We start from the raw sequence: 25,073 nt of genomic DNA on the forward strand, positions 1-25,073 counted from the left end.
TGCGGGGGAGTGTTCATCCATGTCTGTAAGGTCGCTCGACGGCAAGAAATGCCTGATCACCGGCGCCGGTAGTGGAATTGGACGTGCAACTGCGCTGCGTGCATCAGAGGTCGGCGCCGAATTGTTTCTCACCGATATCAACAGCGTCGGATTGGAAGAGACGGTCGCGATGGTCGGCGCCGGCGGCGGCACGGTCAGCATGGCGAAGGCACTCGATATCTCGGACTACGACGAGGTCGTGAAATTCGGTACCGAGATTCACACTCAATTTTCTTCGATGGATGTCGTCATGAATATCGCCGGCATTTCAGCGTGGGGAACTATCGAGAACCTCGAACATCGGCATTGGAAGTCCATGGTGGACGTCAACCTGATGGGGCCGATCCATGTCATGGAGACGTTTGTTCCACCCATGATTCGTGCCGGCAAGGGTGGACACCTGGTCAACGTGTCTTCGGCTGCCGGACTTTTGGCCCTGCCGTGGCACGCCGCCTACAGTGCGAGCAAGTTCGGCCTTCGCGGGGTGTCCGAGGTGCTGCGATTCGATCTGAAGCGGCACGGAATCGGGGTCAGTCTGGTTGTGCCGGGTGGGGTGAAGACGCCATTGGTGGGAACCGTGGAAATAGCGGGTATCGACAGGAACGACCCGCGGGTCGAAAAACTCACGCACCGGTTCGAGGCGCGTGCTGTCTCCCCGGAGAAGGTGGCGTCGTGCATTCTGCGGGGAATCGAGAAGAATACGTACCTCGTATATACGTCCAATGACATCCGATTCGGATACTGGTGGGCGCGCAAATTCGCCCTGCCTTACGAGTTCGTGATGCAAAAAGCGAACGACCAGTTCAGTAAATTGCTCAAGCGATGAGCGTCAACTCCGCCGGGACTTTTATCTAGTCGAATAGGGACCAAAGTCATGCCGAAGAGTTTTCACTTCGATATCGAATTCAAATATCCGATCGACGACGTGCATCGAACTTTGACCGACCCGAATTATTGGAAAGGCAGACTCGGAGACCTTTATGCCACCTCGGACATCGAAGTTCGAGACGGATCGATCGAAGTATCCGTGTCCGAGGAAATCGACTCCGCCTCCCTCCCGAGCCTGGTCGCCAAGGTTGCGCCGAGTCGGCTCGGTCTGAAACGGGTCGATCGGTGGGGACCTCTGTCGGACGGGCGTGCAGCAGGGTCGGTCACCGGAATCGCGCGGGGACTGCCGATCCGAATCGAGACGACGCTCGATCTCACCGCCGCCGAGTCCTGCACGCGGTTGGTCGTCGACGGAACGGCTGAGGTGAAGATGCCGATCATCGGCGGCCAGATCGAGAAGTTGCTGAAGAAGACCGTCGAGGACTTGCTGGGGCGCGATCGGGACGCCGTCGAGTCATTTCTCGCCTGAGCCTGCACCGAAATCTACTTCCAGAACGCGCGCACCCGGGCCAGCGGATGCGAGTTGATCGTGCGGGTTGGCGAGGGCGCACCCCTCCAACGAGAGGCACCCGCAACCGATGCAACCGGTGAGGTTGTCCCGTAGACGTTCCAGTTGCTCGATGCGTAGATCGAGGTGGCGCCGCCACCCGGTCGACAATCTTTCCCAATCTGCGCGGTTCGGGGTACGGCCTTCAGGAAGTGTGCCGAGGGCCTCTCTGATTTCCGACAGCGGAATGCCGACGCGTTGCGAGATTCTGATGAAGGCGACGCGTCGAAGCGTGTCTCGTTGGTATCGGCGCTGGTTTCCGCTGGTCCGGCGACTGACGATGAGGCCTTCTCGTTCGTAGAAATGCAGGGCCGAGACGGCGACACCGCTGCGCTCGGAGAGCTGGCCGGGCGTGAGTTCCTTTGCCTTCCACGACGGCATCTCCATGGCGACTACCGGTCCGTCGCGCGGTGGAGGGTGGCGTGGAGATGATGCGTCAGCGGGGTGTCGCCGTGCGCCATCCACAGGTCGTATGTCAGCGTGTCGCCCTGAACGCGCATGACTCGCCGAACGTCGTGAACCGGTTTTGCGTCGGGTGATGCTGCGAGCGTGAGACGGGTCAAGGCGAGAGTGCCTTCGGAGTCGAGGGTGCCGCGATGGATCTCGACGAATCCGGTGGGCTGGCTGACCAGCAATTCGAGCTCACCACCCGGTGTTGGGCGCAGGTATCCCGATTCCATGTGAAGCGGTCGTCCGTCGGGGAGCCCACGAGTGCGCGACGAGTAGGTGAGAAACGGTTTCGGGGTGGGCGCGAACTCGATCTCCTCGGAGTACTCGAAGTCGTCGATGGTGGGGAAATGTCCGGCTCCAGCGCCGACCCAGCGCCCGGTGAACCTCTCGATTCCGGCGCCGTTCAGCGCCGCCTGATCCGTACTACTCATTGCCTGGTCCTCTCGCCTGCGTCGGATCAGACGTTACGCGGGCCGGTACGACAGCTGCTTATCCCTGCTGGGTGGGGCCTACGGGATTAGTGTTCACTCATGAACGCTTCTGGCTCCGTCCCCCTCGGTGTCGATTCCGAGGTGGGCCGATTGCGATCGGTCATTCTTCATCGTCCTGGCGACGAGTTGAAACGATTGACTCCGCGCAACAACGACGAGCTGCTGTTCGACGCGTTGCCGTGGGTGGACCGCGCGCAGGAGGAACACGATCAGTTTGCGACCGTCCTTCGTGAGCGCGGCGTCGAGGTACTGCTTTTGTCCGATCTCCTCACCGAGGCGCTCGAGGTCAGTGGCGCAGCGAGGATCCAGGGAATTGCGGCCGCCGTGGACGCACGCAAGATCGGCCACGCGCTCGGGCAACACCTGGCCGCCTACCTGAGAAAGGTGGAGCCGAAGGAGCTTTCGTCGATCCTTACTGCAGGAATGACGTTCGACGAATTGCCGATCGATGCCGACTCGACCTCGTTGGTGCGCAGGATGCATCACGGCGGTGACTTCGTGATCGACCCGTTGCCCAACTTGCTCTTCACCCGTGATTCGTCGTTCTGGGTCGGGCCACGGGTCATCATCACGTCCTTGGCGTTGTCAGCGCGAGCTCGCGAATCCTCGATAACGGATCTCGTCTACGCGCATCACCCTCGATTCAAAGGCGTGCGCCGCGCGTACGAGTCGCACACGGCTCCTGTCGAGGGAGGTGACGTGCTGCTTCTCGCGCCGGGGGTGATCGCAATCGGTGTCGGTGAACGTACGTCACCCGCCGGAGCAGAAGCATTGGCGCGTAGCGTGTTCGACGACGGCCTCGCCCACACGGTGTTGGTTGTTCCGATCGAGCAACGCCGAGCGTCGATGCATCTCGACACGGTCTGCACCATGGTCGAGGCCGACGCGGTCGTCATGTATCCGGCCATTCAGGACACCCTGGCGGCGTTCACTCTGCGCAAGGAAGACGACGGGGTGAGTATTCGCGGTGCGACGCCGTTCCTCGAAGCGGCGGCCGACGCCATGGGAATCGGAAAACTGCGTGTGATCGACACCGGACTCGACACGGTGACTGCCGAGCGTGAGCAGTGGGACGACGGAAACAACACCCTCGCCGTCGAGCCTGGCGTCGTCGTCGCTTACGAGCGCAACGTCGAAACGAACGCCAGGCTGGAGGCCTCGGGTATCGAGGTTTTGCGAATCGCGGGTTCGGAACTGGGGTCCGGCCGAGGTGGTCCTCGGTGCATGTCCTGCCCGATCGCCCGCGATCCGCTGTAAGCCGTCGACGCTGTCAGAGAATTTCTTCCACCTTGGCTGCAGGCCGCGCGAGGACGGTGCCTTTGTCGGTGACCACGAACGGGCGTTCGATCAGAATTGGGTGCTCGATCATCGCGTCGAGGATCTCGGATTCGGATGCATCGGCGAGCCCGAGTTCCTTGTACTGCGTTTCGCGCTTGCGAACGGCTTGGCTGGGCTCGAGGCCGGCGTCGGCGAGGAGTTTTTCCAGCTCGGATCGGGTAGGCGGAGTATCGAGGTACTTCACAATGGTCGGTTCGATGCCGGCGTCGCGGATAAGTCCGAGAACAGTCCGCGACGTGTTGCACCGTTGATTGTGGAAGATGGTTGCAGATGCCATGTCCGTCATTCTGCCTCTGTGTCCGAACTCGTGGGACAAACAGGGGAACAACGGACACCTCCGGCGCGCTGCACTTGAAGTACCGACTTGTGAGGAGAAAACGATGACGGAACATCGAAGTGTGGACGAACGGCGCGTGGTCATTGCCGGTGGGCACGGCAAGATCGCGCAGCACCTGACGTACCTGCTGGCAGGACATGGTGATCGGCCGGTAGCGCTGATCCGCAACTCCGCGCACGAGGGTGCGGTCCGCACACTCGGCGCGTTCCCCGTGGTGATCGATCTGGAATCCTCCACGGTCGAGGAAGTTGCGAAGGTACTCGACGGTGCCGACGTCGCGGTCTTCGCCGCGGGCGCCGGACCTGGTAGCTCGATCGAGCGGAAGGACTCCGTAGACCGAGCTGCGGCGGTGCTGTTGGCCGATGCCGCCGAGAAAGCGGGAGTGCGTCGGTTCATACAGATCAGCGCCATGGGTGCTGGTGACGAAATACCGGAGAACACCGACGAGGTTTTTGCCGCCTACCTGCGGGCGAAGACTGCAGCAGAGGAAGACCTGAAGACAAGGACTTCGCTGGATTGGACGATTCTTCGGCCAGGCCTTCTGACAGACGACGACCCCACCGGTGAAGTCCTTCTTGCAGAGCCGCCCGTCGATCGAGGCTCTGTGCCTCGTGCAGATGTCGCCGCAGTGATCGAAGCGCTCATCGACGCGCCGTCCAGTGTCGGCAAGATATTGGTTCTGACCTCCGGCCCGCATACGATCCGCGAAGCGATCGAGGGTTTGTGAGAGAGAAGATGCTGTGACCGAGAAGATACGACGAGGGTGACGATGAAGATCGCTATCGAACACGATTCCTCCACAGCTCCGTACGACCAACTGCGGCAACAGATTATCGAGCAGGTTCACGGCGGCGGATTGATTGCGGGAACCAAGATCCCGACGGTGCGTGCATTGGCCTCGGAGCTGGGATTGGCGGCCAACACCGTCGCGAAGGCTTATCGCGCGCTCAGCGATCAGGGCGTGATCGAGACGAGGGGAAAGCAAGGGACGTTCATCGCTTCGGGGACCGATCCGGTGCAGGCGCAGGCGGAGCAGGCGGCGACCGCGTTTGCGCATAAGGTCCGCTCGCTCGGGTACTCCGACACTGAGATCGTCGCCATGGTGGAGTCGGCATTGAGAGGTGCGTGACACATTGATTAAGTTGACGCTTCAACTTGAAGCTGTCAGTCTTGGCTCATGAATTCGTCGATTGCTCGTGACCTCGGACTCCTCATCGCCCGTGTCGGCCTCGGGATCATCTTCATCGCCCACGGTTGGCAGAAGTTCTTCACCTACAAGATCGCCGGAACGCAGGCCGCATTCGAAGGGATGGGCGCCCCGCTCCCCAAGATTTCTGCAGTTCTGGCAGCATCCATCGAACTCGGTGGCGGCATCCTGCTCATCGCGGGTCTGCTGACCCCGCTCGTCGGCGCACTGCTGTTCCTCGACATGGTCGGCGCGTTCTTCATCGTGCACGCCGACAAGGGCGTCTTCATAGACAACGGCGGCTATGAACTCGTCGTCGCACTCGGTGTCGGTTCGCTCTTGATCGCTGTTATCGGCGCAGGACGCATCAGCATCGACGGATTGATCGGCAAGGGCAACGGTTGGGTTAAAACCCCAGCTTGATCGGGGTGAGAAGGCGGGTTCAACGGCTGTTGAGCCCGCCTTCCAGCTTGCTTTTGGCCCACAAAGTGACGAACGTAGTCATCTATGGTGACGAAATCTGATCGATCCGAACAAGATTCCGGGGCCAACGAAGAGCGCCCGGAGACGGGCTTTACTCGGGTAGGCGTTCGGACCGACTACGTGGTGTTTTCCGTGGCGGCCGCAGCGGTGCTGGCTATTGTCGTGTGGGGTCTCGTAGCTCCCGACAACCTGAACTCGGTAACCGGAAGTGTTCTCGGCTGGTTGGTGACGAACATCGGCTGGCTCTTCGTACTCGCAGCTTCGGCTTTCGTGCTGTTTTCCATCTACCTCGCTGTCAGTCGATTCGGCGACATTCCGCTGGGCAAAGACGGTGAGAAGCCCGAGTTCCGAACCGTCAGCTGGATCGCCATGATGTTCAGCGCCGGCATGGGCATCGGCCTGATGTTCTTCGGTGTCGCGGAACCGCTTGCGCACTACGTGACTCCGCCTCCCGGTACCGACGGTGGCGTCGGAACTGCCATGGCTACCACCATGTTTCACTGGGGTCTTCATCCTTGGGCGATGTATGCCGTTGTGGGCCTTGCCATTGCGTACGGGTCGTATCGCCGAGGACGCAAGCAACTGTTCAGTTCGGCCTTCATCCCGTTGCTCGGTCGCAAAGCCGAAGGGCCGATCGGCAAGGTCATCGACATCCTGGCAATCTTTGCGACACTTTTCGGCACCGCAGCATCTTTGGGGCTCGGCGCACTTCAGATCGGCTCCGGTTTCGAGGTAGTCGGCTGGATGGAAGAGGCCGGCGTATTCCTGCTCGTGGCCATCGTTGCGGTGCTGACCCTGGCGTTCGTCGCTTCGGCAGTTTCCGGTGTGGCCAAGGGAATTCAGTGGCTCTCCAACATCAACATGGTGCTAGCGCTGATCTTGGCCCTGTTCGTGTTCGTTCTCGGGCCGACCGTGCTGATTCTCAATCTGCTCCCGACGACCATTGGTGCATACGTTTCCGACCTCGCCCAGATGTCGGCCCGCACGGGTGCATCGTCGAATCCTGAAACCGGCGCGTGGCTTTCGTCGTGGACGATCTTCTACTGGGCATGGTGGGTGTCCTGGACGCCGTTCGTCGGCATGTTCCTGGCCCGCATCAGCCGCGGCCGCACGATCCGCCAGTTCATCGTCGGCGTCATCGCCGTTCCCACGACTGTCAGCTTGCTCTGGTTCGCGATCTTCGGCGGCGCAGGCATCGGCGAGGAACGCGACGGAATCGGCTTGTCCGGCCGAGGCTCGGAAGAGGCTCAACTGTTCGGCATGCTCGACAATCTGCCGTTGGCCGGAGTGACGACTGTCCTGGTCATGCTGCTCGTCGCAGTGTTCTTCGTCTCCGGCGCCGACGCTGCGTCGATGGTGATGGGGACGCTCTCGCAGCGCGGAACGCTCGAACCGAGTCGCTGGGTCGTGGTGTTCTGGGGCATGTTGACCGGTGGCGTCGCGGCGCTTCTGCTGTGGACCGGTGGTTCCGAAGCGCTCGACGGCTTGCAGACCATGACGATCATCGCTGCGGCGCCGTTCGTGCTGGTCATGATCGGATTGTGCTTCTCGCTGTACAAGGATCTTTCGCACGACCCGATCATCATTGCGGCGAAGGAGCAGAAACGTGCTCTCCTACGCCCGCGCCGAGGACGCCGTGTGGGTAAGTCAGTGGAGTAGGACTTGAGCGGAGTAGGACTTGAACTGTGAAGGGGCACCGAACTGCGGTTCGGTGCCCCTTTTGTCGTCCGGTTATTTCCAGCTGGGCAACCACAGATGGTTCTGCCACGATTCCGGCGTGATCGGCATGGCGGTGAGTATCGGCCAGAGGTAGACGAAGTTGGCCACGACCAGACCGATGTACAGACTGACTGCCAGAAGTCCGGTGGTACGACGCTCGACGGACGCGCTCGCCTTGCCCAGTACATCGCCGAGGACCAGCGCAAATCCCATGACCATGAACGGGGCGAGTGCAACTGCGTAGAAGTAGTACATCTGGCGGTCGAGCGTCGCGAACCACGGGAGGTAAGCGGCACCGTAGCCGGTCAGGACCACGGCGTATCGCCAGTCCCTACGCACGAACGTCTGCCAGATCGCCCACGCCAACATCGGTAGGGCCAGCCACCACATCGCCGGTGTGCCGATCAGCATCACGGCCTTGACGCAGCTGGCGGCGCCGCAACCGGTGACCTGCTCGCCGTCGGCGTAGTAGTAGAGCATCGGTCGTAGCCCCATCGGCCACGTCCACGGTTTCGACTCCCACGGGTGGTGGTTTCCGGCGGAGTTGGTCAGACCGGCGTGGAACTGGAGAACGTTTCCGCTGTAGTACCAGAGTGAGCGCAGCGCGGAGGGAATGAAGCTCCATGTGCCGCCCTCACCGATCTCGTTACCGACGGCGTGACGGTCGACGCCGGTCTCGCTGGTGAACCAGGCCCAGTAGCTCGCGAGGTACACACCGAGCGGAATGATCACCAACGCATACAGAGCCGGCCCGATGTCGCGAACTGCAGTGCCGACCCATGGGCGCTGCACGCGGTAGGCGCGGCGCGCTGACAGGTCGAAGGCAACACTGAGCAATCCGAAGAACAGAATGAAGTACATGCCGGACCACTTGGTGCCGCAGGCCAGGCCGAGCAGGATGCCGGCGCCGAACCTCCACCACCGGAAACCCAGCCGCGGACCCCAGGCAGAGTCGCCGATTCGGCCCTCTTCGTATACCTTCGCCATCCGTTCGCGGACTTGGTCGCGATCGACCACCAGGCATCCGAGAGCAGCGAGGACGAAGAAAGCCAGGAAGATGTCGAGCATCCCCAGGCGTGAGGAGACGAAGGTGACGCCGTCCACGATGAGCAGGATTCCGGCAATCGCGCCGATCAGCGTGGAGCGCGTCATGCGGCGCACGATCCGGATGATCAGCAGGACCATCAGGGTTCCGACCAGGGCCGACGAGAATCGCCACCCCCAACCGTTGTAACCGAAGAGTGCTTCGCCGATCGCGATCATCTGCTTACCGATCGGCGGGTGTACCACCAATCCGTAACCGGGATTGTCCTCGATGCCGCCACCGGTCAGAACTTGCCAGCCCTGCGGAACGTAGTGCTTCTCGTCGAAGACAGGTGTGCCGGCGTCGGTCGGGTAGGCGAGCATCGTGAAGCGTGTGATCGCCGCGATAGCGGTGACGAAAGCGGTGACGATCCAGCCGCGCAATCTGTCGGTCGGGCCGAAATCAGGATCCGGTACCAGCGGGCCGGGACTACGCATTACCCGATCGCTCGTGGCGGGCGTTGGCCGCTCGTCCGTCTGCACAGTCACCTGGCAATCGTAGGCTGTCAGGTATGACTGGTCGCTTGGTACTCGCCGCAACACCCATGGGAGATGTCGGTGACGCGTCTCCGCGTCTTCGGTCTGCTCTCGCAACCGCCGACGTCGTTGCTGCGGAGGACACACGACGCACCAAGTCTCTGGCTTCCGCGCTCGAGGTAACCATCACCGGGAAGATCGTCAGTTTCTACGATCAGGTCGAGATTTCCCGGCTGCCCGCGCTGGTCGCCGACGTCGCCGAAGGCAAGACCGTCCTGCTGGTCACGGACGCGGGCATGCCGTCGGTCAGCGATCCCGGATATCGCCTTGTCGCCGCCTGCGTAGCCGAGAACCTCGCCGTCACGTGCTTGCCCGGTCCGTCGGCGGTGACGACGGCGCTGGCACTCTCCGGATTGCCGGTGGAGCGGTTCTGCTTCGACGGGTTCCCGCCCCGTAAGCAGGGGCAGCGCAAGACGTGGCTCTCTGCCTTGGCAACCGAGCAGCGAGCGTGTGTGTTCTTCGAAGCGCCTCATCGCCTTGCCGACTGCCTCGCAGATGCGGTGGAAGTGCTCGGGCCGAATCGCCGCGCGGCCGTGTGCCGGGAATTGACCAAGACCTACGAGGAAGTGAAGCGCGGCACTCTCGGGGAGTTAGCTGCTTGGGCCGCCGAGGGCGTTCGCGGTGAGATCACGGTGGTGCTCGAAGGCGCAGTGCTGGTGGCATCTGATCCTGCCGATCTGGTCGACGAGGTGGAAAGGCTGGTCGAGGGGGGAGCACGATTGAAGGACGCGTGTGCTCTGGTCGCAACGGCCGGAGTCTCCAAGCGTGAGTTGTACGAGACGGTCCTGGCCGCTCGAAAGGACTAGCGGGAGCGGTTCACGGCGGGTGCGCCGGGACGCAGGTTGGCGTCGTCGGCTGCAGCCTGGCCGGCGTGCCAGCCTTCGGCGTCCACGGACCGTCCGCGAGTCTTGCGGGTTGTCGGGAACAATCGATCGAATTCGGCGTCGACGGCCTCGGATGTGGTGGCGAGGATCGGCAGAAGATCCGCGACGTCCATCGATGCCGCGTCGGCCGCTTCGGCGGTGGCTTTGGTGCCGGCGTCACGCAGGCGGTGTCCGATGCGGCTGGCGAACCCGGCCAGGAACCCCTTGCGGAACGAGGTGGTGCGGGAGCCGCCGCGATTGCTCGAATCGGCGAATTGCATTGCACGGGTTGCCTGTACAAGTAGTGAAGTGAACAGCATGTCGACTTGCTGAAGGTCGACCGGAGTGCCGACGACGGTCGCGAGTGCAATGTCGCTGAACCAGACAGTCCTGACTCGATTCGATTCGCCGATCTCGGTCAGGAGGTGAACCTTTTCCTTCACGTACGGGTTCTCGATGTGAATGCGTCGGGCATTGACGGATGTGTCGGTGACCCCGGCGCGACTGTGGAGCAGTGCTGAGTCGATGGCGTACCGGGTCATCAACTCCTGGGCCTTCGCGGTGAAAATCTCGGCTTCTTCCGCGAAGTTGGTTGCTTCCGCTTTGGCGAGTAGTCCACGAATTCGCTTGAGTACCTTGGCGTCGACCTCGGTGTCACCGACGCCGGCATAGCTGGTGTGGGTGCGTTGCGACGGCCAGGTGGATGGTGGCGCGAGCAACACCGTCCACTGAGGTAGGCGCATCCACGATCGTGCGACGTCGACGATCTGCGAAACAAGGAAGTAGGGGTCCTGGAACAGTAGGCCGGCCGCGAGGGACCGGAAAGCGTCGTCGTCCACGGTGATTCGAGAGGCGACGCGCCGAGACTTCGGGTACTGCTCGCCGATCGTCTGCAACTGCCCCACCCACTCGAGTGGTGCGCGATCCGACGCGCGGGATGCGTTCGCGTCGAACAGGATGGTGGTGGCGGCGAGATCGGCGTCGGACGCTTCTTTGCTTCGACGCGCCAGATGAATCAGATCCGCCGGCTGCCATCCGCGGTCGTACGCCGCGGACAGTTCGGAAACGAGATCTCGCACCGCGGAAACGGATTGAGGGCTGACCTCCTGAGTGGACACCCGCGCTCCGTTCCATGGCAGTGTCTGCGCCGAAGCGCTGGTTCGAATGTATGTTCTATTCGTCGTCATGGCTGGAGTGTGCACGTGGGGTCCGACACATCCGCCTGTAACCGGATATCTCGGACCCCACGTGCGGCACTCTCGCTTAGCTCATTCCTCGACGAAGCGGGGGAAAACTGGCGCCGGAGCAGGCAGTTTCCGGTTCGCGTCGATGCGAACCGCAATGTCGGCGAACTGCCGGTTCTCTTCGCTCTGGCCAAGCAGATCGAGGATGCGTGACGCCGCGTCGGGCATCACCGGCTGAACGAGAAGCCCGACGATACGGACCACTTCGAGCGTCACGTACAGAACCGTCGCCATGCGTGCCGGATCCGTCTTGCGCAGAACCCACGGTTCCTGCTTGGAGAAGTACCGGTTGGTCTCGCCGAGAACGCCCCAGATGGCTTCCAGTGCGAGATGCAGCGCCTGCACGTCGAACTCGCTGCGGCACTTGGCAAGCAGGGCATCCGCCGACGCCAGCATCGCCAGGTCGTCCTCGGTGAACTCGCCGGGGGTCGGTACCTGGGCATCGCAGTTCTTCGCGACCATCGTCAGTGAACGCTGCGCGAGGTTGCCCAGTTCATTGGACAGGTCTGCATTCATACGCGTCACGATTGCTTCGTGGCTGTAGCTGCCGTCCTGGCCGTACGAGATCTCGCGGAGCAGGAAGAAACGGACCGCGTCGAGGCCGTACTGATCGACCATCGCGATGGGGTCGACGACGTTGCCGACCGACTTCGACATCTTCTCGCCCTTGTTGTACAAGAACCCGTGGACGAAGACCCGCTCCGGCAGTTCGATGCCGGCAGACATGAGGAACGCCGGCCAGTACACGGTATGGAAACGAGTGATGTCCTTGCCGATGATGTGCAGGCTCGCGGGCCAGAACTTCTCGAACTCCGCCGAGTCGACGTTCGGGTAACCCACGCCGGTCAGGTAGTTGGTGAGGGCGTCGACCCAGACGTACATGACGTGGTCGGGGTCTCCGGGAACCTCGACGCCCCAGTCGAACGTGGTGCGCGAGATCGACAGGTCCTTGAGGCCGCCCTTGACGAAGCTGACGATCTCGTTGCGACGAGTCGCGGGGGCAATGAACTCGGGATGCTCTTCGTACAGAGCAAGCAAACGGTCCTCGTAGGCCGAGAGACGGAAGGTGTAGTTGGACTCCTCGGTCCACTCCACCGGAGTGCCGGTCTCCGTCGACTGACGGGTGCCGTCGTCCAGAAGCGTGGTCTCGGCTTCGGTGTAGAAGGCCTCGTCACGAACCGAATACCACCCCGAGTACGTGTCGAGGTAGATGTCGCCCGATGCGGCCATCTTCTCCCAGATCGCCTTGCTGGCGACCTGATGATCGGCGTCGGTGGTGCGGATGAACCGGTCGTACGAGATGTTCAGGACCTTGTCGAGGTTCTGGAACACGTCGGAGTTCCGAGCCGCGAGTTCGCGGACGTCGATGCCCTCTTTGATCGCTGTCTGCTGCATCTTCAGACCGTGCTCGTCGGTGCCGGTCATGAAGAACACTTCATGACCGTCCAAACGCTTGAAGCGGGCGAGCGCGTCCGAGGAGATGTACTCGTACGCGTGGCCGATGTGCGGAGCGCCGTTGGGATACGCGATCGCTGTCGTGATGTAGAACGGCGATCGTTCCGCGCCTTCCGGGGCAGCGGAGTCCGGGCGCGGGGTCTGGGAGGGTGAGGCAGGCACAGTCATGGTGGGCTTACTCTATCGGGCGTGAGCAAAGACCGTCCCGCCCCCGATGCCCCTGAGCCCTTGTCGCCTCTGATCGACGCACATACGCACCTCGACGCCTGTGGTGCGCACGACGCTGCGACCGTGGCCGAAATTGTCGATCGAGCCGAGGCCGTCGGCGTCGGACGGGTCGTCACGGTGGCCGACGACCTTGATGCCGCACGCTTTGCCGTCGACGCTGCGAACTGGGATTCGAGGGTTTACGCAGCCGTCGCAATCCATCCCACCAGGGCGAACGTCCTCGATGTCGACACCAGAGCCGAGATAGAACGGTTGGCGTCCGATCCGCGGGTCGTCGCGGTGGGGGAGACCGGGCTGGATCTCTACTGGCCAGGCAAGCTCGAAGGGTGCGCCACCATCGAGGAGCAGGTCGACGGTTTCCGGTGGCACATCGACCTCGCGAAGCGTCTCGGCAAGACGCTGATGATTCACAATCGCGAAGCCGATGAGGACCTGCTGCGGGTGCTGCACGAGGAAGGCGCGCCGGAGACCGTGGTGTTCCATTGCTTCTCCTCGGATTCGGAGATGGCCCGTGCGTGCATCGACGCGGGCTACGTGTTGAGTTTCTCGGGAACCGTGAGTTTCAAGAATGCGAAGGCGCTGCGTGAGGCCGCGCTGTTGGTGCCGTCGGATCAACTGATCGTCGAGACGGATGCGCCGTTCTTGACGCCGCACCCGTTCCGCGGTGCGCCCAACGAGTCGTACTGCCTGCCGTACACGGTGCGCGCACTCGCAGACATCCGCGGCGAGGATCCGCAGGCGCTGGCAGCAGCGTCCACGGCGACAGCGGAGCGCGTCTACAAGCTCTGACGCTATGGTGGTCTGACAGGTAACTCCGCGCCCGGGACCGTCGTGTCCCGGTTCGTCTACTGCGCGGAGTATTCAGATGAATGACCGCATCGATCCCTCCGACGTCGATCCCGACGACGTCGAACACATAGACGAACAGTCCTCTCGATCCGGCGCGAGCGCTGCGAATTTCTCGCATCCCGGGAGGGAATGAAGGCGCACAGCTTCACTGAGCCGACGCCGGTCGACTCTTCGGTCCAGATCGTCAGCGTTCATGTCGACGCGGTCGAAGTCGAGTGCTGCGGACCGTTTCCTGTAGTCGGTGAACAATGCTCGTGGACATTGACACCGCGATCGCAGGACGACGCGTTCGACGGTTGGGTTCACGGCGGGATGCCGGCGTCGGGAGTCGTGACCACGGGTGTGGTGCTCGGGATTCTCGTGGTCACGACGACGTACGAGGAAGTCGGAAGTCCACGCATGTGGTTGCCCGTCGAAGGTAGCGAGACCTATCGAAGCGTCGAGGCCAGTCCTCGGTGGTTCCGAAGGTTCGGCGACTTCGACTTCGAGCCGCAGAATCGGATCGAGACCGGGCTGGTCGTCGAATTGGCCACCACCCGTGCGCCTTTCCGGTAGTCCCCGCTACCAAAAAGGCGCACAGGGGGCTTGCCCCTAGAGAACCTTCGCCAGGAAGTCCTGGGTGCGCTGCTGCTGGGGGTTGCCGAACAGACTCTCCGGCTTACCTTCTTCGACGATGTATCCGTCGGCCATGAAGATGACTCGGTCGGAAACCTCACGGGCGAAGCCCATCTCGTGGGTCACGACGACCATGGTCATGCCCTGCTTGGCGAGGTCGCGCAGCACCTGCAGAACCTCACCCACCATTTCGGGGTCGAGGGCGCTGGTGGCCTCGTCGAAGAGCATGATGTCCGGACTCATCGCGAGTGCGCGGGCGATGGCAACGCGCTGCTTCTGCCCACCGGACAGGCTGGCGGGCTTGGCATCTGCCTTCTCCGCGAGGCCGACCTGGCCGAGCAGTTTGACGGCGATCTCGCGAGCCTGCTCCTTGGTCGATCGCCCGGTCTGCACCGGAGCGAGCATCACGTTTTCGACGACGCTCATGTGGGGGAACAGGTTGAAGTGCTGGAACACCATCCCGATGTGCTGGCGCACCTTGTCGATGTCGACATCCTTGTTCGTGAGGTCGAACTGGTCGACGCGCACGGATCCGGCGGTGATGTCTTCGAGGCGGTTGAGGCAACGCAGGAAGGTCGACTTGCCGGAACCTGAAGGCCCGATGACGCAGACCACTTCACCGCTCTTGATGTCGACGTCCAGGCCCTTGAGGACCTCGTTGTCGCCGAACGACTTCTTCAGTCCCTTGACCGAAATCTTGACCTCGGTGGCGGACTTGCCCATGTTGACGGCTGTTTCGGTCACTTGTTGATCCTCTTCTCGAGGCGGTTCGACAGCTTGGTGAGCGCCATGATGATGATGAAGTACATGACGCCGATGATCAGCCACATGTTGAACGACTGGAAGTTGCGCGCGATGATGATGCGCCCTGTCTGAGTGAGCTCGGCGAGTCCGATGACCGACAGGATCGACGTGTCCTTGAGGGTGATCACGAACTGGTTGATGTACGACGGGATCATCGTGCGAATTGCCTGCGGCATGATGACTTTTCGCATCGACTTCATGTAGCTGATGCCCAGGCTTCGTGACGCCTCCATCTGTCCCTTGTCGACGGACAGGATGCCGCCGCGGACGATTTCAGCCATGTACGCGCCGGCGTTGAGCGAGAGCGTGATGATGCCTGCGGTGAAGGCGGACATCTGGAAATGCAGGGCTGCCGGGATGCCGAAGTAGATGAAGAATGCCTGCACCAACAGCGGTGTGCCGCGGAAGATGTCGACGTAGGTTGTGCCTATACCTCGGACGAACATGTTGGTGGACACGCGGCAGAGACCGAAGATCGCGCCTAGGACCAGAGCGATCGCAATCGAGACGACGGAGAGAACGATCGTCAACCACAGGCCCTTGAGAAGCTGCGGGTAGGTGCTCTTGATCAAGCCGATGATGGAGTTGTCCGACGTCGACGCGCCCTGACCGAGGTAGGTCGAGACGATTTCGTCGTACTGGCCGTCGTCGCGCAGGTTCTGCAGTCCGGCGTTGAACATCTGGAGCAGTTCGGCGTTCTGGCCCTTGTTGACTGCGAAGCCGTAGCTCGCGCCCACCTCTTTTTCGGTGACCGTCTTGAGGCCGTTGCCCTGTGTGATGCCGTAGGCGAGGACGGGGTAGTCGTCGAAGACTGCGACGGAGTTCCCGGTGCGGACCTCGTCGTACATGCTGGCGGAGTCGGCGAAATAGACTGTGGTGAAGCCGTATTGGTCCTTGATGGACTCGGCGAAGCTGGCGCCCTCGGTGCCGTTCTTGACGGCGACGCGCTTGCCCCTCAGATCCTCGTACGACTTCACATCGTTGTCGGTCTCGAGGACCGCCATCTGCACGCCCGACTCGAAGTACGGGTCGGAGAAGTCGAACACCTGCTTGCGGGCGTCGGTGATGGACATGCCCGCGATGACGCCGTCCGCCTGCCCGGCCTGCACGGCCTGAAGGGCCGCGTCGAAGCCGAGCTGCTTGATGTCGACCTTGAAGCCTTGGTCCTCGGCGATCGCATTGAGCAGGTCGATGTCGATGCCGACGAGTTTGCCGTCTTCGTTCTCGAATTCGAACGGGGCGAATGTCAGATCGGTGGCGATCGTGTAGGTGCGGCCGGGTTGCGCGCTCGCGATTCCGGGGGCGAACAGCGCTGCGATCAGCGCCAGCAGGATGGCCAGGATCGGCCACCTGGCATTACGTGGTCTGTCGAATCTTCTTCGCACTATCGCCCAGCTTTCTTCTGTCGCGCCCGGGATCGCCGGACTGCTTTGAACCAGACGAGAACATACTGCGCCCAGAGCTGAATCGATACACGGGTATCGGAGCCGGAAAGTGCAGAACACACGACACGCCGTTGCCGTTCCGTGACAAAAGTCGCATTTCGTTGTGATTTGGTTGCCGATACAACGCTCGGTCGTTACCGTATTGTGATCGAACGTCGTCTGCCTTGGGATTTCCTGTGTCGCCTTTTGCCAAGATCAACTCCACGAAGTCACCACTTCTCTATTCAGTGGTGGGTGCGTTGCTTCTGACGCTCATCGTCGGGGGTGCGCTCGCCGTGGTTCGGCACAAGACGATCACCCTCGATGTCGACGGCGACATGATTTCGCTGTCCACGATGTCGAGCAGCGTCGGTACCGCTCTCGAGGACGCCGGATACCCGGTCGATCCCAAGGACGCGCTCGCACCCAGTGCCGATTCCTCCCTGTCCGATGGCGATACCGTCGTACTGCGCCGTGCCCGTGAGTTGGCTCTGACCGTCGACGGTCAGCCGACCACCATCTGGACCACCGCATTGACGGTCGACGAGGCATTGAAGCAGGTAGATGTTTCCGACGACTTCGCAGTCTCGGCTTCGCGCTCGCATCGTCTGCCGCTCGAACGGACCGAGCTCGACGTCGTCAGCCCGAAGACCGTCAGCGTCAGCGACGGTGGCGCTCCCGCGGCGGAGGTCAAGCTCGCCGCCGTGACCGTCGGCGATCTTCTCGCGGCCAAGAATGCGCCGCTCGAGCAGGCCGACTCGGTGGTTCCCACCGCCGACACACCCGTTACCAACGGCCTGACCATCCAGGTCACTCGCGACCGCACGGACACTCGCGTCGAGACGCAGCCGATCGCGCCGCCGGAGAACAAGGTCGAGGATCCCGAGCTGGAGAAGGACAAGACCGTCGTCGAGAACCCGGGTGTTCCGGGTGAGCGCACGGCCACTGTCGAGGTCAAGACCGTCAACGGCGTCGAGGCCGGACGAACCGAACTGTCCGCGACCGTGATCAAGGAACCGGTCGCAGCAGTGGTGAAGGTCGGTACCAAGCAGGCTTCCGCTCCCGCTGTGTCCAACGCGTCGACGTGGGATGCCATTGCTCAGTGCGAGGCGACCGGAAACTGGGCCATCAACACCGGCAACGGTTTCTACGGAGGACTTCAGTTCACCCAGAGCACCTGGGAAGCATTCGGCGGCGGTCAGTACGCAGCTCGCGCCGACCTCGCATCACGTGAACAGCAGATCGCGATCGGCGAGAAAGTCCGCGCCGGTCAGGGCTGGGGTGCTTGGCCGTCCTGCACCAGCAAATTGGGCCTGCGCTGACGCGCTCACACCTCACAGAACACAGGAACCGATGTCACCGTTCGCCAAGATCAACTCGACCAGGTCGCCGTTGTTGTACTCGGCGATCGCCGCTCTTCTCCTGACGGTTCTCGTGGGTGGTGTTCTGGCCGTCGTCCGGCACAAGACCATCACTCTCGATGTCGACGGTGAGCAGATTCGCCTGAGCACCATGTCGACCAACGTCGACGGCGCTCTCGAGGACGCGGGTTACCCGATCGGTGACAAGGATGCAGTTGCGCCCGCGGCCGACGCTACGCTGTCCGACGGCGACACCGTGGTGCTCCGTCGTGCCCGTGAGATCACGCTGACGGTCGACGGTCAGCCGCAGAAGCTCTGGACCACAGCCTTGACCGTCGACGACGCGTTGAAGCAGTTGGACGTCGCGGCGGATGTGCACGTGTCGGCTTCGCGCTCGCAGCGTCTTCCGCTGGACGGCGCCGCGCTCGACGTGCTGACACCGGTCGTCGCAAAACTGGTCGACGGCGCAAACGCGGCAGCAGACGTGCGTATCGCGGCGCCGACGGTCGGGGAGTTCCTTACCGCCAACGGCACTCCGCTCGAGCAGTCGGACACGGTGGTTCCCGCCGCCGACGCTCCACTGACCGAGGGCCTGGAGGTCACGGTGACGCGCAACCGCACCGAGAACAAGGTCGAGACCTTGCCGCTCGATCCGCCGGATCAGCGCATCGAGGATCCGACGATGAACCAGAGTCGCACGATCGTCGAGAACCCGGGCGTGCCCGGCGTGCGTGACGTGACGTTCGCCGTGAATCTCGTCAACGGTGTCGAAGCCGGACGTACCCAGGTCTCGGAGACGATCACCACACCGGCGCAGCCGAAGGTCGTGCGTGTCGGAACGAAGCCGGGCACCGAGGTGCCGCCCGTGGAGAACGGTTCGACGTGGGATGCGCTCGCACAGTGCGAGGCCACCGGTAACTGGGCCATCAACACCGGCAACGGTTTCTACGGCGGCGTGCAGTTCGATCAGAACACCTGGGAACGACAGGGCGGGTTGAAGTATGCGCCCCGCGCCGACCTCGCCACCCGTGAAGAACAGATCGCGATTGCGACACAGACCCAGCGCACTCAGGGCTGGGGCGCATGGCCGTCGTGCTCGGGTCGCCTCGGACTGGGATAAGTTCTACTGGTGTCAGACGCCGAACAATCGAACGAACCCATCGCTACTCCGCGCGGGCAGGCAGCCCTGCTCGGTCCGGTCGAGGTGCGCGCTCTTGCCGAGGAATTCGGTGTCCGACCCACGAAACAGTTGGGGCAGAACTTCGTTCACGACGCCAATACCGTGAGGCGCATCGTCACCACGGCAGGCGTCACACGTGACGACGTCGTTCTCGAGGTAGGGCCTGGTCTCGGTTCGCTGACGATGGCGCTGATGGACGTGGTCGATCGGGTCATCGCGGTCGAAATCGATCCCAACCTCGCGGCTCGCCTGCCGAAGACGGTGGCCGAGCGAGCGCCGGAACTGGCCGATCGCCTGACCGTCGTCGAAGCCGACGCGATGCGTGTGCTGCCTTCGCAGATTCCCGGCGAGCCGACCGCGCTGGTCGCGAACCTGCCGTACAACGTCGCGGTGCCGGTGCTGTTGCACCTGTTCGCGTCGCTTCCGAGTCTGCGGACCGCACTCGTGATGGTGCAAGCCGAAGTTGCCGATCGCCTGGCGGCTGATCCGGGAAGCAAGATCTACGGCGTTCCCAGCGTCAAGGCCAACTTCTTCGGCGAGGTTCGCCGCGCTGGTGCAGTCGGACGCAACGTGTTCTGGCCGGTGCCGAAGGTCGAATCAGGACTGGTTCGTATCGATCGGTACGCGGAGCCGCCGTGGCCGATGGACGAGAAGCACCGCAAGCAGGTTTTTGCGGCGATCGACGCCGCGTTCGCACAGCGCCGCAAGACTTTGCGTGCCGCTCTCAGCGGTTGGGCAGGTTCGCCTGCCGAGGCCGAACGACGGCTCCTCGCTGCCGGCATCGAGCCACAGACGCGTGGCGAGATGCTCGACGCAGCAGCCTTCGTTCGGCTTGCTGGAGGCGAATAGCCCCGTGCGCGGTTAAGGAGTGCAGGGACTCCCTAACCGCGCACAGGGGCTTGCCCCCTTATTTGAACCGCCGCAACCTCAGGCTGTTGCTCACCACGAACACACTGCTGAATGCCATTGCGGCACCGGCGAGCATCGGGTTGAGCAGGCCGGCCGCAGCCAGCGGGATCGCAGCCGTGTTGTAGGCGAATGCCCAGAACAGGTTGCCCTTGATGGTCTTGAGCGTCTTGCGGGACAGTCGAATTGCATCGGCCGCCGACCGCAGGTCACCTCGCACCAGAGTGATGTCGCTGGCCTCGATCGCAACGTCGGTACCCGTGCCCATCGCCAGGCCGAGATCGGCCTGAGCCAGGGCTGCCGCGTCGTTCACGCCGTCGCCGACCATGGCCACGACGCGTCCTTCCGCTTGCAGTTTCTTGACGGCGTCGACCTTGTCCGCAGGCATGACCTCGGCGAAGACGGTGCTGATCCCGACCTGATCCGCGACAGTGCGAGCAACGGTGGCGTTGTCACCGGTCAGCAGAACCGGTTCGAGGCCGAGTGCTTTCAACTGCGCGATTGCTTCGGCGCTCGTGTCCTTGACCGCGTCGGCGATCACGAGGATGCCGTGCGCCTTGCCGTCCCAGCCCACCGCGATTGCGGTGCGCCCGGCCTTCTCTGCTGCAGCCTTCGCCTCGCGGAGATTTTCCGGCAACGGCATCGACCAGTCGGCGAGCAGCGCGTCTCGGCCCGCGACGACGGCGTGACCGTCGACCATTCCCTGCACGCCGCGCCCGGCGACGTTCACGAAATCCTCGACCGTAGGCAATTCGCCCACAGCTTCGGTCGCACCCTTCGCAATCGCTGCGGCGATGGGGTGCTCGGAGCGATGTTCGAGTGCGCCGGCCAGCCGAAGGACCTCGTCGACGGTTGTTCCTTCGCCCACCACGGTGTCCAGCAATGTCATCTGACCGGTGGTGACGGTTCCCGTCTTGTCGAGCACGACGGTGTCGACTGCGCGCGTCGATTCGAGCACCTCGGGTCCCTTGATGAGGATTCCCATCTGGGCTCCGCGGCCCGTGCCCACCAACAGAGCTGTGGGCGTTGCCAATCCGAGAGCACAGGGGCACGCGATGATCAGCACGGCGACCGCAGCGGTGAACGCCATCTCGATGGGGTTGCCGGTACCGAGCCAGTAGCCCAGTGTCGCAACGGCAATCGCGATGACGACCGGCACGAAGATACCGGCGATCCGATCGGCGAGGCGCTGAACTTCGGCCTTGCCGTTCTGTGCGTCTTCGACCAGTGCCGCCATCTGGGCGAGTTGGGTGTCGCTCCCGACCCGGGTGGCCTCGACGGTCAAGGTTCCACCGACGTTAACGGTGGCGCCGACGACAGTGTCCCCGACACCGACTTCCTCCGGCACGGATTCGCCGGTCAACATGCTCATGTCGACGGCTGAGCGGCCCTCGGTGATGATGCCGTCGGTGGCGATCTTCTCGCCGGGCCGGACGATGAAGGAGTCGCCCGCTGCCAGTTCTTCGGCGGGGATTCGTACTTCGACGCCGTTGCGCAATACCGCGACGTCTTTCGCACCGAGTTCCATGAGTGCGCGCAGTGCGGCGCCGGACGTGCGCTTGGACTTGTGCTCGAAGTAGCGTCCGGCCAGCACGAACGTGATGACGCCCGCGGCAACTTCGAGGTAGATGTTGGCGCTGCCGTCCATCCGGTCGACCGTCAGCCGGAAGGCGTGCTTCATACCGGCTTCGCCCGCAGTGCCGAAGAACAGTGCGTAGAGCGACCAGACGAAGGCCGAGATGGTGCCCAGCGAAATGAGCGTGTCCATCGTGGCCGCGCCGTGACGCAGGTTCACCCAGGCAGCCCGGTGGAAGGGGAGGGCCGCCCACACGATGACCGGTGCGGCCAGTGTGAGGGAGAGCCATTGCCAGTTGTCGAACTGCAGCGCAGGAATCATCGCCATAGCGATGACCGGCACGGAGAGGAGAGTCGAGATGATCAGGCGAGTACGGAGCTCGCGCAGATCACGATCCTGCGGGGTTTCCGCATCCGGGTCGACGGTGTCCGGCGCGCTGGGCGGCTTGGGGAGCGCGGCGGAATAACCGGCGTTCTCGACGGCAGTGACCAGATCTTCGACGGGTACCCCGTCCGGGAAGGTGACCTTGGCCTTCTCCGTCGCGTAGTTGACGGTGGCTGTGACGCCGTCGATCTTGTTGAGCTTCTTCTCGATTCGTGACGCACAGGAGGCGCAGGTCATCCCGGTGATCGCGAGTTCGACGCTGCTCGAGTTGGCAGCATTGTCGACCGCAGTCGGTGACGTCATCAGTGCCCTCCCTCGTGATTGTCTGGAACTGAAGCTGTGGAAGTGCCTGCATCAACAGTGAATTCGGCGGTCCGAACCACGCCCTCGTGCTGGAAGTCGAGGAACAGTCGGTATGTGCCTTCGCTCGGTGCCTGTGCGTGGAAGGAAATGTCCGGACCAGGAGCTGTGACGCCGTCGCCTGGCTCGCCTTCGGGGTGCACGTGCAGGTAGGCGAGGTCGCCGGTGCGCAGGGCAACGAGGTGACCGAAGGCACCGACGTACGGATCGAGATCGGTGACCGGGGCTCCGTCGCGAGCAACGCTCAGCGTGATCGGGCCGCCGGCAGTGGTCAGATCACCGTCGAGAGTCACGGTGTATCCGTCGACGGTTGCGGTCGCGCTCTTCGCAGGTAGCGGCGCGGGAGTGAATTCGCCTGCCACGTCGAAGTTTCGGCCGAGTGTCAGTTGGGTGCCATCGGTGGGATCGAAGTCCGCGAAGACTCGGTAGGTGCCGGCGGCGGGCCAGGCCCAGTCGATCGACCAGGTGCCGTCTGCAGCGAGGGACGGATGTACGTGGCGGAATTCGCTGGTGTCGTTTCGGACGACAATGAGGTGGAGTTTCTTCTCGTGCAGGAGGTCGAAATCGACGACGGGCGTGTTGGTGTCGTCGAGAATCCGGAAGGTCAAGGTTCCCGGCTCCCCAGCTCGACCGGGTGCGGTCACATCGGTGAGTGTGTATCCGCCGGAAGAGACTTCGAGTCCTGCAGGTGTTGCCGAATCCATGCCTGGCATCGATTCGGTGGTTGATTCGTGGGTGCTGTGCTGGGTGGTGGACATGTCTATCGGGCTTCCGATTGCGGCCCCCACGCCGAGGGCGGCGCCGAAGACGGCGACCAGCCCTACGGCGTAGGCGGCAAGTGTTGTCGAGGTGCGCACGGCTGACTCAGCTTGGTACGACTGCGTAGCCGGCTTCGTCGACTGCTGCGACGACGTCGGCTGCGGAGACGGGAGCATCGCTGGTGACGACGACGCGTCCGCTCGCCAGTTCGACATCCACCGCGGTTACTCCCGCGATGTTGCCGATCTCTTCCTTGACGGATCCGACGCAGTGTCCGCAGGTCATTCCGGAAACGGTGTATTCGGCGGTGGTCATCGCTGGTCCCTTCGGTTGTGGAAAGCTTATTTTACGGATACCCGGTGTAGGTATCGCTCTGCAATCGAAGGTACCCCCAGGGGGTATGCATGTCAACGGGCTGGGCAGTGATGAAGGCCTCAGGGGAGACAACACGGCGGATGTGTGGTCTACTTGTGGTGGTCGTAAGTGTTTGTGTTTGTGTTTCCACGCTCGCAAATGGTTAGGTTGCGAGCGTTTGGACATCCTCCACGGATTTGTCTCAGAACGGTCGTAGTAAGTGACCCGGGCGGTCGAAGCGACTGCCTGTTGACACTGTGTTAGAGGAGATTTACATGGCAGAGGGCATCGTGAAGTGGTTCAACTCCGAGAAGGGGTTCGGCTTCATCGCTCCCGAAGACGGCAGTGCTGACGTCTTCGTTCACTACTCCGAGATCCAGAGTGGCGGCTTCCGCACTCTCGAGGAGAACCAGCGCGTGGCGTTCGAGATCGGTCAGGGCAACAAGGGCCCGCAGGCCACCGGCGTTACCATCGTCTAAGACGTCCATGTGAGTCGGGCAACCGACGCATGACGTACTGACAAGACCCCAACTCTTCGGAGTTGGGGTCTTGTTGTATTTGGGTGAAAAACGCCGTCATGCATCGAGATACCGCTGAGTGGCGACTGCCGTTTCCGCCGCGATCGTGCGGCATTCCTCGCGGAGTTCAGGTGGATTCACAACGGTGAAATCGACGTCGAAAGCTCTGAGCCAGTGTGCGATCGATCGCAGAGAAGTGCCCGAAAGCACTATGACGCAACGCCCTTCGTCGGTGGACTCCGCCGATCCCCACTGTTCGTTGACCATCGGTGCTATCTGCTCGATGGGTGCATGCAGTAGAACTGTTGCGCGCGTGGAGGAATAGGCCCGAGCGACACCGCGGGAAACGAAGTCTGCTGCACCACCGGCGGGTAGTTCCCGCGGCACGAATCGTGGGCCGGTGGGGATCTTGGGTTCCATTCTGTCTACGCGAAATGATCGCCAGTCTTCGCGAGCGAGATCCCAGGCCACCAGATACCACCGGACACCCGACCGTACGAGCCGGTACGGTTCCACCTCGCGCCGGCTCTGGGTGCCGTCGTGAGTGCTGTAGTCGAATCGCAGGCGTTCGTGGTTGTGGCACACCGACGCGATGGCGGACAAGACCGACGCATCGACTGCGCTCGCGGCGGGCTCGCGTGGCACGACGTCGATCGACAGCGACTCCAGACGGTGTCGCAGCCTCGACGGCATGATCTGCCGCAGCTTCGCCAGCGCGCGCATCGAGGCCTCGCCGATGCCGACCACCGAGCCGGTCGCTCCGGACTGCAGTGAAAGTGCCACCGCGAGCACTTCTTCGTCATCGAGCTGTAGCGGGGGCATCTCCGCGCCCGCTCCCAGGCGATATCCGCCACCGACTCCGACTGTCGCGTCGACCGGGTAGCCGAGATCGCGGAGGCGGTCCACGTCACGTCTGACTGTGCGCGGGGTGATCGCGAGTTTGTCCGCGAGTTCGGCACCGGACCAGTCTCGACGCGTCTGGAGCAGTGACAGCAACCGCAGTAGGCGAGCCGATGTCTCCTTCATGGCCAGAAGTCTGCCAAACATTTAGGACCCAATGCGTCCTCAATTGAATTTAGGTTGGTCCGCATCCGA

The 25,073-nt window shown here is 62.7% G+C and carries 26 protein-coding genes; 14 read left to right on the forward strand and 12 right to left on the reverse strand.

All coding sequences use genetic code 11. From position 1 onward, the window contains the following. Positions 1-19: 19 nt before the first annotated feature. Both G4D79_RS13475 and G4D79_RS13480 read left to right on the forward strand, forming a co-directional pair. Positions 20-865 (forward strand): SDR family oxidoreductase, encoded by an 846-nt coding sequence (locus tag G4D79_RS13475; protein ID WP_007729029.1) that lies wholly within the window; start codon positions 20-22, stop codon positions 863-865. 48 nt (positions 866-913) lie between these two features. Further along, positions 914-1,396, forward strand: a complete 483-nt coding sequence (locus G4D79_RS13480) for a DUF2505 domain-containing protein (protein ID WP_030536322.1) — start codon at positions 914-916, stop codon at positions 1,394-1,396. Here the strand turns inward: G4D79_RS13480 and soxR are convergent. Continuing rightward, positions 1,382-1,861, reverse strand: a complete 480-nt coding sequence (gene soxR / locus G4D79_RS13485; RefSeq protein WP_003946250.1) for a redox-sensitive transcriptional activator SoxR — start codon at positions 1,859-1,861, stop codon at positions 1,382-1,384. The genes G4D79_RS13480 and soxR overlap by 15 nt on opposite strands. A gap of 5 nt (positions 1,862-1,866) precedes the next feature. Then, on the reverse strand, positions 1,867-2,355 hold the full coding sequence (locus G4D79_RS13490) for an FABP family protein (protein WP_003946270.1): 489 nt from the start codon (positions 2,353-2,355) through the stop codon (positions 1,867-1,869). A 99-nt stretch (positions 2,356-2,454) separates the two neighbouring features. On the opposite strand from G4D79_RS13490, the gene arcA reads away from it, so the two are divergent. Continuing rightward, positions 2,455-3,672 carry an arginine deiminase gene (gene arcA / locus G4D79_RS13495; RefSeq protein ID WP_003946210.1) on the forward strand — a complete coding sequence of 406 codons (1,218 nt, stop codon included), beginning with the start codon at positions 2,455-2,457 and terminating at the stop codon, positions 3,670-3,672. Positions 3,673-3,685: 13 nt separating this feature from the next. Here the strand turns inward: arcA and arsC are convergent, their stop codons facing one another. Then, a complete protein-coding gene (arsC, locus tag G4D79_RS13500; protein WP_003946209.1) occupies positions 3,686-4,039 on the reverse strand; it encodes an arsenate reductase (glutaredoxin) in 354 nt (117 codons plus the stop codon). Positions 4,040-4,133: 94 nt separating this feature from the next. Between arsC and G4D79_RS13505 the strand changes: the two genes are divergently transcribed. The 4 genes from G4D79_RS13505 to G4D79_RS13520 all read left to right on the forward strand — a co-directional run bounded on the left by G4D79_RS13505 (position 4,134) and on the right by G4D79_RS13520 (position 7,418). Next, positions 4,134-4,817, forward strand: coding sequence for an SDR family oxidoreductase (locus tag G4D79_RS13505; RefSeq protein ID WP_003946268.1), 684 nt, complete (start codon positions 4,134-4,136; stop codon positions 4,815-4,817). A gap of 42 nt (positions 4,818-4,859) precedes the next feature. Next, entirely contained in the window at positions 4,860-5,219 is a 360-nt protein-coding gene (locus G4D79_RS13510; RefSeq protein ID WP_003946225.1) for a GntR family transcriptional regulator, read from the forward strand. Between the two features lie 48 nt (positions 5,220-5,267). Then, the gene (locus G4D79_RS13515) at positions 5,268-5,699 is read left to right on the forward strand and encodes a DoxX family protein (RefSeq protein ID WP_003946228.1); all 432 of its coding nucleotides are present in this window, start codon (positions 5,268-5,270) and stop codon (positions 5,697-5,699) included. 84 nt (positions 5,700-5,783) lie between these two features. Next, complete coding sequence (locus tag G4D79_RS13520) at positions 5,784-7,418, forward strand: BCCT family transporter (protein WP_003946258.1); 1,635 nt, start codon at positions 5,784-5,786, stop codon at positions 7,416-7,418. A gap of 72 nt (positions 7,419-7,490) precedes the next feature. Here the strand turns inward: G4D79_RS13520 and G4D79_RS13525 are convergent, their stop codons facing one another. Continuing rightward, a complete protein-coding gene (locus G4D79_RS13525; RefSeq protein ID WP_003946230.1) occupies positions 7,491-8,999 on the reverse strand; it encodes a dolichyl-phosphate-mannose--protein mannosyltransferase in 1,509 nt (502 codons plus the stop codon). A gap of 74 nt (positions 9,000-9,073) precedes the next feature. Between G4D79_RS13525 and rsmI the strand changes: the two genes are divergently transcribed. Then, positions 9,074-9,904, forward strand: coding sequence for a 16S rRNA (cytidine(1402)-2'-O)-methyltransferase (gene rsmI, locus G4D79_RS13530; protein ID WP_003946264.1), 831 nt, complete (start codon positions 9,074-9,076; stop codon positions 9,902-9,904). Here rsmI and G4D79_RS13535 read toward each other — a convergent pair. Together G4D79_RS13535 and metG are read right to left on the reverse strand one after the other, a co-directional pair. Further along, positions 9,901-11,148 (reverse strand): DUF2786 domain-containing protein, encoded by a 1,248-nt coding sequence (locus G4D79_RS13535; protein ID WP_075834034.1) that lies wholly within the window; start codon positions 11,146-11,148, stop codon positions 9,901-9,903. The two genes, rsmI and G4D79_RS13535, sit on opposite strands and share 4 nt — an antisense overlap. A gap of 81 nt (positions 11,149-11,229) precedes the next feature. After that, on the reverse strand, positions 11,230-12,828 hold the full coding sequence (metG, locus tag G4D79_RS13540; protein ID WP_003946248.1) for a methionine--tRNA ligase: 1,599 nt from the start codon (positions 12,826-12,828) through the stop codon (positions 11,230-11,232). Positions 12,829-12,849: 21 nt separating this feature from the next. On the opposite strand from metG, the gene G4D79_RS13545 reads away from it, so the two are divergent. Further along, positions 12,850-13,677: a TatD family hydrolase gene (locus tag G4D79_RS13545; RefSeq protein WP_030536315.1), complete on the forward strand. Its 828-nt coding sequence runs from the start codon at positions 12,850-12,852 to the stop codon at positions 13,675-13,677. A 189-nt stretch (positions 13,678-13,866) separates the two neighbouring features. After that, the gene (locus G4D79_RS13550) at positions 13,867-14,292 is read left to right on the forward strand and encodes a DUF6578 domain-containing protein (RefSeq protein WP_099697978.1); all 426 of its coding nucleotides are present in this window, start codon (positions 13,867-13,869) and stop codon (positions 14,290-14,292) included. Between the two features lie 36 nt (positions 14,293-14,328). On the opposite strand, the gene G4D79_RS13555 is transcribed toward G4D79_RS13550, so the two are convergent. Continuing rightward, the gene (locus G4D79_RS13555) at positions 14,329-15,096 is read right to left on the reverse strand and encodes an amino acid ABC transporter ATP-binding protein (RefSeq protein WP_003946239.1); all 768 of its coding nucleotides are present in this window, start codon (positions 15,094-15,096) and stop codon (positions 14,329-14,331) included. Beyond that, positions 15,093-16,541 carry an amino acid ABC transporter substrate-binding protein/permease gene (locus G4D79_RS13560; protein WP_003946214.1) on the reverse strand — a complete coding sequence of 483 codons (1,449 nt, stop codon included), beginning with the start codon at positions 16,539-16,541 and terminating at the stop codon, positions 15,093-15,095. The genes G4D79_RS13555 and G4D79_RS13560 overlap by 4 nt, the downstream gene beginning before the upstream one ends. Before the next feature lie 236 nt (positions 16,542-16,777). On the opposite strand from G4D79_RS13560, the gene G4D79_RS13565 reads away from it, so the two are divergent. From G4D79_RS13565 to rsmA, 3 genes are read left to right on the forward strand one after another with little or no spacing between them, the layout of a single operon-like run. Beyond that, positions 16,778-17,902, forward strand: a complete 1,125-nt coding sequence (locus tag G4D79_RS13565; RefSeq protein WP_042921286.1) for a resuscitation-promoting factor — start codon at positions 16,778-16,780, stop codon at positions 17,900-17,902. 31 nt (positions 17,903-17,933) lie between these two features. After that, positions 17,934-19,061 (forward strand): resuscitation-promoting factor, encoded by a 1,128-nt coding sequence (locus G4D79_RS13570; RefSeq protein ID WP_099697979.1) that lies wholly within the window; start codon positions 17,934-17,936, stop codon positions 19,059-19,061. A gap of 9 nt (positions 19,062-19,070) precedes the next feature. Beyond that, positions 19,071-19,970 carry a 16S rRNA (adenine(1518)-N(6)/adenine(1519)-N(6))-dimethyltransferase RsmA gene (gene rsmA / locus G4D79_RS13575; RefSeq protein WP_003946263.1) on the forward strand — a complete coding sequence of 300 codons (900 nt, stop codon included), beginning with the start codon at positions 19,071-19,073 and terminating at the stop codon, positions 19,968-19,970. A gap of 58 nt (positions 19,971-20,028) precedes the next feature. On the opposite strand, the gene G4D79_RS13580 is transcribed toward rsmA, so the two are convergent. The 3 genes from G4D79_RS13580 to G4D79_RS13590 are packed head-to-tail and all read right to left on the reverse strand — an operon-like array spanning position 20,029 to position 23,421. Continuing rightward, complete coding sequence (locus G4D79_RS13580) at positions 20,029-22,290, reverse strand: cation-translocating P-type ATPase (protein WP_003946240.1); 2,262 nt, start codon at positions 22,288-22,290, stop codon at positions 20,029-20,031. Then, a complete protein-coding gene (locus tag G4D79_RS13585; RefSeq protein ID WP_099697980.1) occupies positions 22,290-23,204 on the reverse strand; it encodes a hypothetical protein in 915 nt (304 codons plus the stop codon). The genes G4D79_RS13580 and G4D79_RS13585 overlap by 1 nt, the downstream gene beginning before the upstream one ends. Before the next feature lie 7 nt (positions 23,205-23,211). Continuing rightward, the gene (locus G4D79_RS13590; protein ID WP_003946267.1) at positions 23,212-23,421 is read right to left on the reverse strand and encodes a heavy-metal-associated domain-containing protein; all 210 of its coding nucleotides are present in this window, start codon (positions 23,419-23,421) and stop codon (positions 23,212-23,214) included. A 314-nt stretch (positions 23,422-23,735) separates the two neighbouring features. On the opposite strand from G4D79_RS13590, the gene G4D79_RS13595 reads away from it, so the two are divergent. Next, positions 23,736-23,939 (forward strand): cold-shock protein, encoded by a 204-nt coding sequence (locus G4D79_RS13595; protein ID WP_003946232.1) that lies wholly within the window; start codon positions 23,736-23,738, stop codon positions 23,937-23,939. A 96-nt stretch (positions 23,940-24,035) separates the two neighbouring features. Here the strand turns inward: G4D79_RS13595 and G4D79_RS13600 are convergent, their stop codons facing one another. Further along, positions 24,036-25,004 (reverse strand): YafY family protein, encoded by a 969-nt coding sequence (locus tag G4D79_RS13600; RefSeq protein ID WP_099698012.1) that lies wholly within the window; start codon positions 25,002-25,004, stop codon positions 24,036-24,038. Positions 25,005-25,073: the final 69 nt, after the last annotated feature.

Source organism: Rhodococcus sp. WY5, assembly GCF_018588185.1.
Taxonomy (GTDB): domain Bacteria; phylum Actinomycetota; class Actinomycetes; order Mycobacteriales; family Mycobacteriaceae; genus Rhodococcus_F; species Rhodococcus_F qingshengii.